General features: G+C 59.7%; 10 protein-coding genes and 1 pseudogene. 9 read left to right on the forward strand and 2 right to left on the reverse strand.

Annotated elements, in window-relative coordinates; genetic code table 11:
* Positions 1-1,396 (reverse strand): dihydroxy-acid dehydratase (locus ABI546_RS02240; protein WP_348043678.1); only part of this gene is annotated, 1,396 nt, incomplete at its 3' end.
* 89 nt (positions 1,397-1,485) lie between these two features.
* On the opposite strand from ABI546_RS02240, the gene ABI546_RS02245 reads away from it, so the two are divergent.
* The 9 genes from ABI546_RS02245 (at position 1,486) to ABI546_RS02285 (ending at position 9,900) form a co-directional block, all read left to right on the forward strand.
* Positions 1,486-2,448, forward strand: coding sequence for a 2-hydroxyacid dehydrogenase (locus ABI546_RS02245; RefSeq protein ID WP_348043680.1), 963 nt, complete (start codon positions 1,486-1,488; stop codon positions 2,446-2,448).
* 129 nt (positions 2,449-2,577) lie between these two features.
* Positions 2,578-3,954, forward strand: coding sequence for an ABC transporter substrate-binding protein (locus ABI546_RS02250; RefSeq protein ID WP_348043682.1), 1,377 nt, complete (start codon positions 2,578-2,580; stop codon positions 3,952-3,954).
* Between the two features lie 72 nt (positions 3,955-4,026).
* Positions 4,027-4,899 carry a sugar ABC transporter permease gene (locus ABI546_RS02255; RefSeq protein ID WP_348043684.1) on the forward strand — a complete coding sequence of 291 codons (873 nt, stop codon included), beginning with the start codon at positions 4,027-4,029 and terminating at the stop codon, positions 4,897-4,899.
* On the forward strand, positions 4,896-5,747 hold the full coding sequence (locus ABI546_RS02260) for a carbohydrate ABC transporter permease (RefSeq protein WP_348043686.1): 852 nt from the start codon (positions 4,896-4,898) through the stop codon (positions 5,745-5,747). Before ABI546_RS02255 ends, ABI546_RS02260 begins: the two co-directional genes overlap by 4 nt.
* A gap of 16 nt (positions 5,748-5,763) precedes the next feature.
* Positions 5,764-6,834 carry a sn-glycerol-3-phosphate ABC transporter ATP-binding protein UgpC gene (gene ugpC / locus ABI546_RS02265; protein WP_348043688.1) on the forward strand — a complete coding sequence of 357 codons (1,071 nt, stop codon included), beginning with the start codon at positions 5,764-5,766 and terminating at the stop codon, positions 6,832-6,834.
* Between the two features lie 6 nt (positions 6,835-6,840).
* Entirely contained in the window at positions 6,841-7,608 is a 768-nt protein-coding gene (locus ABI546_RS02270; protein ID WP_348043690.1) for an SDR family oxidoreductase, read from the forward strand.
* Positions 7,609-7,643: 35 nt separating this feature from the next.
* Positions 7,644-8,690, forward strand: a complete 1,047-nt coding sequence (locus ABI546_RS02275; RefSeq protein WP_348043692.1) for an L-idonate 5-dehydrogenase — start codon at positions 7,644-7,646, stop codon at positions 8,688-8,690.
* A gap of 37 nt (positions 8,691-8,727) precedes the next feature.
* Positions 8,728-9,111 carry a hypothetical protein gene (locus ABI546_RS02280; protein WP_348043696.1) on the forward strand — a complete coding sequence of 128 codons (384 nt, stop codon included), beginning with the start codon at positions 8,728-8,730 and terminating at the stop codon, positions 9,109-9,111.
* A 9-nt stretch (positions 9,112-9,120) separates the two neighbouring features.
* Positions 9,121-9,900, forward strand: coding sequence for a FadR/GntR family transcriptional regulator (locus ABI546_RS02285; RefSeq protein WP_348043694.1), 780 nt, complete (start codon positions 9,121-9,123; stop codon positions 9,898-9,900).
* A 134-nt stretch (positions 9,901-10,034) separates the two neighbouring features.
* Here the strand turns inward: ABI546_RS02285 and ABI546_RS02290 are convergent.
* Positions 10,035-10,424: pseudogene (locus tag ABI546_RS02290) on the reverse strand (RNA helicase); the annotation flags it as partial.

Raw genomic sequence — 10,424 nt, forward strand, 5'->3', positions numbered from 1 at the left:
TGCGCAGCACCTTGGGCGGCAGCGGCATGTTGCCGACTTCGGCCATGCCGGGGTAGCCCTTGGGGCCGCAATTTTTGAGCACCATCACGCAGTTTTCGTCGATATCCAGGTCTTCATCGTCGATGCGGGCATGGAAATCTTCAATCGTTTCAAACACCACGGCCCGGCCTTTGTGGACCATGAGTTCTGGCGTGGCGGCGCTGGGCTTGATGACGGCGCCGCGCGGCGAAAGGTTGCCGCGCAGCACGGCAATGCCGGCCTTGTCTTTGAAGGGCGCACTGAGAGGCTTGATCACGTCGGTGTTGAAGTTTTCTGCATCGGCGAAGTTTTCGCCTATGGTTTTGCCGTTGGCCGTGATGGCACCGGTGTGAAGGTGCTGCGCGATTTCTTTCATCACCACGGGCAGGCCACCGGCGTAGCAGAAATCTTCCATCAGGTATTTGCCTGAGGGTTGCAGATTGACGAGGCAAGGCAGTTCGCTGGCCAGACGATCGAAGTCGTCCACCGTGAGCTTGACGCCGATGCGTCCAGCGATGGCTATCAGGTGAATGACTGCGTTGGTGGAGCCGCCAATGGCCGCCAGTGTCTTGATGGCGTTTTCGAATGCTTCCCGGGTCAAAATCTTTGAAAGCGTCAGGTCCTCGTGCACCATTTCCACAGCACGGCGGCCTGCCATGCGGGCCAGCACGTTGCGCCTGCCGTCCACCGCCGGATACGCCGCATTGCCGGGCAAGCCAATGCCCAAGGCTTCCACCATGCTGGCCATCGTTGAGGCCGTGCCCATGGTCATGCAGTGGCCGTGGCTGCGGTGCATGCAGCTTTCAGCTTCAAAAAACTCGGCAAGCTTGAGCGTACCCGCGCGCACCTGTTCGCTCATGCTCCAGACGCCGGTGCCCGATCCCAGCTCCTGGCCGCGCCATTTGCCGCTCAGCATGGGGCCGCCGCTGACGCCCACCGTGGGCAGGTCTACGCTCGAGGCGCCCATGACCAGTGAAGGCGTGGTCTTGTCGCAGCCCATCAGCAGCACCACGCCGTCAATCGGGTTGCCGCGAATGCTTTCTTCCACATCCATGCTGGCCAGGTTGCGGTACAGCATGGCGGTGGGGCGCAGCAGTGTTTCGCCCAACGACATCACCGGGAATTCGAGCGGGAAACCGCCTGCCTCATAGACGCCGATCTTGACCTGTTCGGCAATTGTGCGGAAATGCGAATTGCAGGGCGTCAGTTCGCTGAACGTGTTGCAGATGCCGATGACCGGACGACCGTCAAACTGGTCATGCGGCACGCCTTTTCCCTTGACCCAGCTGCGGTAGGCAAAGCCATCCCGGTCCTGGCGGCCGAACCATTGCTGGCTGCGGAGTTCATGGGGCAGTTTTTTCTTGATTGAATCGCTCATTCGGGAAAGTCCTTAAGTTTCAAACATATTATCGTCATACCATTGAATTCGATATCTTAGTGAAAACCATGACCACAGGAGTTAGTGCCTTGTCCTCCCCGTCTTCCCGTCCGCATGTTCTTGCCGTTGCCAAACTGCCGCCCTTCCTGATGGGGCCGCTTCAGGAGTCATTTGAAGTGCACGACAGGTTGCACGAGAGCGATCCGGTGGCCTTTGCCAAAATAGCGCCTCTGATACGCGGCGTGGCAGGAGGAGGCGAGTCCAAGGTGCCGCGTGCGCTGATAGAGCAGTTGCCCGCGCTGGAAATCATTTCCATCATGGGCGTGGGTTACGACGGCGTGGATGTCTCCGCTGCGTTGGAACGCCGTATTCCGGTGACGCACACCCCTGGGGTGCTCAATGACGAAGTGGCGGATTTGGCCCTGGGTCTCATGCTGTCTGTCGCACGGCGTATACCGCTGGCCGACCGCTACGTGCGGGCCGGTCAGTGGGCGAAGGAGGGTGCCATGCCGCTTGCGCGCAAGGTGTCGGGAGCCCGCCTCGGGATTGTTGGTCTGGGGCGTATTGGCCAGGCCATCGCGCTTCGTGCAGAGGCATTTGGCATGTCGATTGCCTATACCGGGCGCAGCGCCAAACCTGATCTTGCTTACAGTTTTTACCCTACGGCACAGGCGCTGGCTGCGGCGGTGGACTTTCTGGTGGTTATTACGCCGGGCGGGGCGGGTACCCGCCACCTGATCAATGCCGATGTCCTCAAGGCGCTCGGGCCCGAAGGCTATTTGATCAATGTGGCGCGCGGCTCTGTGGTGGATGAGGCTGCGCTCGTGGAGGCGCTTGCCAAAGGCGTGATTGCAGGCGCCGGGCTGGATGTCTTCGAGCAGGAGCCGCACCCGATGGAGGCGCTGTGGTCCATGGACAACGTCGTGTTGACGCCCCACATGGCCAGTGCCACCGTGCAGACGCGCCACGCCATGGCCAACCTCGCGGTCAGTAATCTGCGGGCCCATTTTGACGGGCAGCCCCTCTTTACGCCGGTGCCTGAATGGCAGTGAATGGTCTGAGTGCTTCGGGTTTTCCATAGAAAGCACTTGAGTTAATCATCATATGATAACAATGCGTCCAGGAATGCAGGCGCCGTTTTTTTGCCAGCTAGACAACTAACCCGCAGAGGAGACAAACCAATGAAACTGAAGACAATACTTGCCACCGCGATGGTCGCGGCAGGCCTGGTGACAGCCGGGCAGGCTGTAGCCCAGGAAAAGCTCACCGTCTGGTGGGTCAAGGGCTTTTACAAGGCCGAAGATGATGCGCTGTTTGCGGCCATCAAAAAGTACGAAGACAAACACAAAGGCGTCAAGGTCGAGCTGTCGCAGTACCCCGTGCAGGACATGATTCCGAAGACGGTGGCCGCGCTCGATTCCGGCAGTCCCCCCGATGTGGCTTATGCCGACGTTTATGACTTCCAGGTGGCTGGCAAGTGGGCCTTCGACGGCAAGCTTGAAGACATCAGCAGCGTGATCAACCCCATGCGTGCGCGTTTTGCGCCCAACACGGTGGAAACCGCCTTCCTCTATAACGACGTCGCCAAAACGCGGGCTTATTACGCCTTTCCGATGAAGCAGCAGACCATGCACATCCAGTACTGGGTGGACATGCTCAACGAAGCCGGCTTCAAGGAGTCCGACATTCCTACCGGCTGGAAGGACTACTGGTCATTCTGGTGCGACAAGGTGCAGCCCGCTTATCGCCAGAAGAGTGGTAACCGCACTTTCGGCATCGGCCAGCCGCTGGGCGTGGATTCGAGCGACTCCTTCTATTCGTTCCTGACGTTCATGGACGCCTACAACGTGACCCTGGTCAGCGACAGCGGCAAGCTGCTGGTTGATGACCCGAAAGTGCGCGCCGGCCTGATCGGCGCCCTGACCGACTACACCCAGCCTTACACCAAGGGCTGCACGCCACCTTCGTCGACCAGCTGGAAAGACCCGGACAACAATGTCGCTTTCCACAACAAGACCACCATTCTGACCCATAACGCCACGATCTCCATCGCAGCGAAATGGCTGGACGACATGAACAACGCGGCCCTGAAGCCGGAGGAGCGCGAGCTTGCGAAAAAGAACTACACCGAGCGGATTCGCACGGCAGGGTTCCCGAACAAGCCTGACGGCAGCAAGATGGTCTACCGTGCCGCCGTCAAGGTCGGCGTGGTGTTCAATCAGGCAAAAAACAAGGCGCGTGCCAAAGAGTTTGTCTCCTTCCTGATGCAGGAGGAAAACCTCACGCCGTATGTGGAAGGTTCGTTGGGCCGCTGGTTCCCGGTGACCAAAACGGCGCAGCAACGCCCGTTCTGGAAGGCTGACTCTCACCGCACCGCCGTGTACAACCAGTTCATGAACGGCACCGTCAATTTCGAGTTCACCAAGAACTACAAGTTCACCATCCTGAACAACGAAAACGTCTGGGCCAAAGCGGCGAACCGGGTCCTCAACGAGAAAGTGCCTGTGGACAAGGCTGTCGATGAAATGATTGCCCGTATCAAAACCGTGGCCAACTGACCTACCGCTGACTGAAGAAAGCCGCGCCGCCCGAACTGGGTCGCCCAGAAGGGCGGCGCGCGTACCAAAAGCATGAGCACTGCCATCATCGACCAGACCGGCCCCTCTTTGCGCGCCGAGCGCGGAGCCATGACTTCATGGGAGAAGTGGGGCCTCGTTCTGGTCATTCCCTATTTGCTGATATTTGTGGTTTTTGTCATATACCCCGTGGGGTATGGCCTCTGGCTCGCGCGCCATCCCGATAGTTATGTGCGGCTTTTTGCCGACCCTATATTTTTCCGCTCGCTGATCAATACCGTGGTCTTTATCGTCGTGGCGGTCAACGTCAAGATGGTGGTCGCGCTGTTCCTGTCCGGCTTTTTCCTGAATACGCGCTGGTGGATCAAGGGGCTGTCGGTCATATTTATCCTGCCATGGGCAGTACCGTCGATCCCGACCATCTTGTCGATGCGCTTCATGCTCAATCCGGAATGGGGTGTCATCAACACACTCATCTACAAGCTGAGCGGCGTTGACGGGCCCAACTGGCTCAACGATCCGACGCTGGCGCTGTGCTTTTCAATGCTGGCCCACATCTGGAAGTCCCTGCCGTTCTGGACCCTGATTTTGCTGGCCGGCCGCATGGCGATTCCCGCCGAGCAGTACGAGGCGGCATCGGTGGACGGTGCCACGGTCTGGCAGAAGTTCCGGTTCATCACCTGGCCTTCCATGCGGTCGCTGTACCTGACCTCGACCATCCTGTCGATGATCTGGACTCTGGGTGACTTCAACAGCGTATACCTGCTGACAGGCGGCGGACCGGCTGACTTGACCCATGTGCTGGCCACGCTCGGTATCCGTTATCTGCGCCTGGACCAGGTGGACCTTTCGCTGGCATCGATTGTGGTGGCGCTTCCCCTGGTGCTGCCGCTGGTGTACTTCATGATGAAAAGGTTGTCCAAATGAGCCGCGTCACACTTCGCACGGTCAGCCGCGAGGCCAGGCTACTGTTGATCGGCATCCCTGTGTTGCTGTGGACATTGATCCCGATTTATCACATGGTGCTGTTTGCGATTTCTCCCCGGAATGAGGCGACGACGGGGCGGCTCTGGCCAAAGAACCCGACACTGGCCAATTTTGAAACGGTGTTCTGGCAAAAGCATTTCTACCTCGACCATTTCTGGGTCCAGTTGGGAAACTCCCTGGTGATTGCGCTGTCGGTCGGCGTGCTGACGCTGGTGGTTGCTACCACTGCGGCATTTGCCATCAGCCGGCTCAAAGTCAGAGGCGGCCGCACAGTCATGAATCTTGCGCTGTTCACCTATTTCATTCCGGCTGCGTTTCTGGCGGTGCCCATGTACAAGACGATGGGCAACTACGGCATCCTCAACAACCAGTGGTCACTGATCCTGGCCATGGTGACCATCGCGTCCCCCTATTGCATCTGGGTGCTGAAGCAGGCCTCTGACAAGCTGCCGTATGAGCTGGACGAGGCCGCCCGCATGGACGGCGCTACCGCCATGCAGCTTTTCAGACTGGTGTACTTGCCGCTGATGGTGCCGTCGCTTGTGGCCGTGGGCACGTATGCGCTGCTGCTGGCCTGGAACGAATATCTTTACGCGTTCCTGCTGCTGTCCAGGGACACCAGTGTGACGCTGTCCGTTGCGCTGGGCAATTTCCTCGCCGCCGATGATTCCCCGTGGGAATTGTTGATGACGACCGGTCTTATTTACGCGCTGCCTCCCGCGGCGATTTATTACGCATTTAAACGCTATATGGTGTCCGGCCTCACAGCCGGCGCCGTGAAAAGCTGATTTCGAGAAAAATACCATGGCTTCTGTATCGTTTAGCAATATTGAAAAGGCCTTCGGCAAGGTCAAGATCATCCACGGCATCAGCTTTGACATCGCTGATGGCGAGTTTGTCGTGCTGGTGGGGCCGTCTGGCTGCGGCAAGTCGACGCTTTTGCGCATGCTTGCCGGGTTGGAGGAAATCAGCGGCGGTGAAATGTCGATTGACGGCAAAGTCATCAACAACCTGGACTCCAAGGACCGTGACATCGCCATGGTATTTCAAAGCTATGCGCTCTATCCGCATATGACGGTACGCGACAACATGGCCTTCAGCTTGAAACTGCGCAAGGCCGATGCGGAGCTTACCAACAAGCGTGTCGGTGACGCCGCGCGAATCCTGAACCTGGACCCATTGTTGGACCGTTTCCCCCGGGAACTCTCGGGCGGCCAGCGCCAGCGCGTGGCCATGGGCCGCGCGATCGTGCGCGACCCGAAGGTCTTCCTGTTTGATGAGCCTCTCTCCAACCTGGATGCCAAGCTGCGTGTGGCCATGCGCGCCGAAATCAAGGCGCTGCACCAGCGCCTGAAAACGACAACGGTCTATGTCACCCACGACCAGATCGAAGCGATGACGATGGCCGACCGCATTGTCGTCATGCACGATGGCATCGTCGAGCAGATCGGTACCCCGCTCGAACTGTTTGATCGCCCCGGTAATCTGTTCGTGGCTCAGTTCATCGGCTCCCCCTCCATGAACGTTTTCAAGGGTGTCCTGCGTCAGTCGGGTGGGCAAGCCTGGGTAGAAGCTCAGGGGCACCAGTGGCCCATCGGCACAATCGGGCAGGCGCGTGATGGTCAACCTGTGCATTACGGCGTGCGGCCCGGCGACATCACGCTGTCGGAAAACGGCCAAGGCATTCCCGCTAAAGTGATTGTTGTGGAGCCCACCGGTGCTGAAACCGAGCTCTTGCTCGATGTTGGAGGTGCACAGGTTGTCCTGGTGATGCACGGCCGCACCAGCGTACAGCCGGACGATATCGTTCACCTCCAGATCGCGAACGGCAAGAGTCACGTTTTTGACGACGCCAGCGGCGCCCGTCTCGATTGACCAGGGATGGCCGCGAACGCTTTCAGTCTTGATGGACGTCTTGCGCTGGTCACCGGGTCCTCCGGCGGCATTGGTTTTGCGCTGGCGCGCGGACTGGGCCAGGCCGGCGCGGCCCTGGTGCTGAACGGTCGAAACAGTGACAAGCTTGAGCAGGCCGCCGGCGTGCTGCGAAGTGAAGGCCTGACGGTTCACACACGTGCGTTTGACGTAACTCAGGCGTCGGCCGCGCAGGCCGCGGTTGACGACATTGAGTCGACCATAGGCCCCGTCAATATTCTGGTGAACAACGCGGGGATGCAGCGTCGCATGCCGTTGCAGGATTTTCCGGCAGAGGACTGGAGCGAATTGATGCGCACCAATGTCGACAGTGTTTTTTATGTCGGGCAGGCTGTGGCGCGAAAGATGATTGAGCGCCGTAGCGGCAAGATCATCAACATCTGCTCGGTGCAAAGCGAACTTGGCCGACCGAACATTGCACCCTACATGGCCAGCAAGGGCGCCGTAAAAATGCTGACGAAAGGCATGGCCATTGACTGGGGCCCCTACGGTATCCAGGTTAATGGCTTGGGCCCCGGGTATTTCAAAACCGAACTCACAGAAAAACTGGTGGCTGATGAACAGTTCAGCAATTGGCTCACAGGGCGCACCCCAAGCCGGCGATGGGGCGAGGTTGCCGAGCTGGCCGGTGCAGCCGTGTTTCTGGCAAGCGACGCCTCGAGCTTTGTCAACGGCCATATTTTGTATGTCGACGGCGGCGTGACGGCAACCTTGTGATGCCGCCGCGACCTGCGGGAAACGAAAGAAACTCTATGCGCGCACTTGTTTGCCATGCCCCGCTCGATTTGCGACTTGATGCGCTGGATGCCGAGGTCCTGGGCCCGCAACAGCTCCGAGTTCGCGTCGCCTTTGGGGGTATTTGCGGTTCTGACCTGCATTATTTCCAGCATGGGGGATTTGGCACCGTGCGTCTCAAGGAGCCGATGGTGTTGGGGCACGAAGTGTCGGGCATCGTGGAGGCCGTGGGCGCTGAGGTCACCGGCGTTCGTGCCGGGCAACGCATCGCGATTTCTCCGTCGCGGCCTTGCGGTGCTTGTCGTTTTTGCCAGCAGGGTCTGCACAACCACTGCATGGACATGCGCTTTTATGGCAGCGCCATGCGCTTTCCGCACATTCAGGGAGCCTTTCGGGAAACCTTGGTGATTGAGGCAGCACAGGCGCACTGTGTGGCCGATGACCTGCCTTTGTCCGAAGCCGCATTGGCCGAGCCGTTGTCGGTCGGCCTGCATGCCATCGCGCGGGCCGGATCGGTATTTGGCAAGCAGGTGCTGGTGACGGGCTGCGGGCCTATCGGCGCCTTGCTGATTGCCGGTCTGCGGCGCGCGGGTGCTGCCCGTATTGTCGCGGCCGATATCGCTGAGTTGCCGCTCGCTTGCGCCATGAAGATGGGGGCCGACGAGGTCGTGAATTTTTCCAGCGACCCCGACGGGCTCAAACCGTATGCCGCGGAGAAAGGTCAGTTCGACGTCATGTTCGAGGCCTCTGGCAGTGAAAAGGCGCTGGTTGCCGGCCTGGACGTGGTGGCGCCGCGCGGCGTGATTGTGACGGTAGGGTTGGGCGGCAATGTGTCGTTGCCGCTGAACACCCTGGTGGCCAAAGAAATTGATCTGCGCGGTACCTTCCGGTTTCATCAGGAGTTCGCCGTCGCGGTGGCTTTTCTGAATGGCCGCCTGATCGATGGCCGGCCTGTCGTCACGGACATCGTGGCATTCGATCAGGCAACGCACGCCTTTAAACTTGCGGGCGACAAAAGCCAATCCATGAAGGTGCAAATTGCCTTTGGTGACCAAGCTGCGTAACAGAATTGCATTCCAATCTTATTCACCGGAGTCCTTTGTGACCGTTTTCCCCAAAGTCATTCTTTACACCGATACCGACGGTCGGGCCAAATTTCGGGAAGAAGCTGTGCCGCTCGGCGAAGGTTCGCCGCAAGCTATGTTGTCGGAAGTGTTCGCATCGGGCGGCTACCAATTGCGCCACAGCCCGCCAGGATTTCGCAGCCAGTTTCATTGCACCCCGAATCCTCAATGGGTGTTCATTTTGGGTGGTGAAATGGAAATTGGCTTGCAGGGCAGTGTGTCTCGCATTTTCAAACCGGGACAGCACTTCTATTCAGCTGATGTATTGCCCGCGGGCGCCACGTTCGACGCCACCGTGCATGGCCACTGGAGCCGGCAGGTGGGACCGGACCCATTGGTCACCTTGTTTGTGCGGGGGTAAGGAAGCGTCATGGCCACGATGAAAAACGTCCACGGTAATACGGTTGACCACATCGGGGAAGCCATTGTTGCGGGGCGTTACGCCGCAGGCATGTCCATGCCGCCGGAGCCCATTTTGTGTGAAGAGCTTGGGGTCAGCCGTACGGTCGTGCGCGAAGCCGTCAAGTCGCTGATTGCCAAAGGGCTGGTGACCACGGGACCCAAAGTCGGGACCCGCGTGTTGACAGATGAGCACTGGAACTGGTTTGACCCGGATGTGATTGCCTGGAAGGCCAAAGCGGGTATCACGCCGGAATTTCTGCGCGATCTGCTTGAGCTGCGCCGCTTGGTGGAACCTGCCGCCGTTCGCATGGCTGCCGAAAGGGCCACACCCGCGGAGATCGCGGAAATCGAAGATGCCTTCGCGGGCATGAAACGGGCCGTGGAAGGCGGAGGCGACTATGTCACCTATGACCTGCGGTTTCATCAGGGCCTATTGCGGGCGGCCCATAACCGCATGCTGGTCCAGATGAGCAAGGCCTTGAGTGCGTTGCTGCGTACCAGTTTTGAAATCTCCACAAGTCGCAAGGACGGACCCAAGCGCTCGCTGCCCATGCATCGTGCCGTGCTGGACGCCGTGATTGCGCGCAACCCGGCAAAAGCCGAGAAGGCGATCCTGGTGTTGATCGATGGCGCGCGTGAGGATATCGAACTGGTGCTGGGTTCGCGGCGTCGGCTGCCAAAGCTCAGCAATCCGGCCAAGCAATTGAAGGTCCCTGAGCAAGGACCGCGGCCCTTGCACGTCAACTGACAGGGGTATGGGAGCGCAAAAAATGCGCTCAAGGGGTGAGGCAGTGAACTCCTGGAGCGAATCCATTCCGTGCGCGGCTGGTAGCGCACGGCCGCCGCGCGCGGCGGCCCACACAGTGGACCGCCAAATAAGCCTTATCGGCCTGTAAACGAGCCGGGACCGCCCGGCCGGCGAGGTCCGTTACCTCTGCCGCCCGAACCACCACCGCCGCCGCCACCGGAACGATTGCCGCCGCGGTAGTTGCCCCGGTTGCCGCCCGTAGGCTGGCCGGAGGATGGGAAGCCCGAAGACGCGTGGCTTGCGGGTTGCTGGTTGTCGAAGTCGTTGCGCGGCTCCCTTGCCTCGTTGCGCGGCGCGCGAGGCTGCTGGTCATCGCGCTGGCGCGGTGCCTGGGTCTGCCGTGGCGGTTGGCCGTTTTGTGAGTAACCAGAGTTCTGTCGCGGTTGGCCCGGGTTTGGCGTGCGGGGACCACGGCCGCTGCCGTTGCCATTTCCACCACCACCACCACCACCACCACCACCACC

The organism is Polaromonas sp. (assembly GCF_039932935.1).
Taxonomy (GTDB): domain Bacteria; phylum Pseudomonadota; class Gammaproteobacteria; order Burkholderiales; family Burkholderiaceae_C; genus Polaromonas.

Excerpts from the sequence above, each read along its gene's own strand:
- ABI546_RS02250 (WP_348043682.1), top strand. The coding sequence starts at position 2,578 with ATGAAACTGAAGACAATACTTGCCACCGCGATGGTCGCGGCAGGCCTG.
- ABI546_RS02275 (WP_348043692.1), top strand. The coding sequence starts at position 7,644 with ATGCGCGCACTTGTTTGCCATGCCCCGCTCGATTTGCGACTTGATGCG.
- ugpC (WP_348043688.1), top strand. The coding sequence starts at position 5,764 with ATGGCTTCTGTATCGTTTAGCAATATTGAAAAGGCCTTCGGCAAGGTC.
- ABI546_RS02270 (WP_348043690.1), top strand. The coding sequence starts at position 6,841 with ATGGCCGCGAACGCTTTCAGTCTTGATGGACGTCTTGCGCTGGTCACC.
- ABI546_RS02285 (WP_348043694.1), top strand. The coding sequence starts at position 9,121 with ATGGCCACGATGAAAAACGTCCACGGTAATACGGTTGACCACATCGGG.
- ABI546_RS02260 (WP_348043686.1), top strand. The coding sequence starts at position 4,896 with ATGAGCCGCGTCACACTTCGCACGGTCAGCCGCGAGGCCAGGCTACTG.
- ABI546_RS02255 (WP_348043684.1), top strand. The coding sequence starts at position 4,027 with ATGAGCACTGCCATCATCGACCAGACCGGCCCCTCTTTGCGCGCCGAG.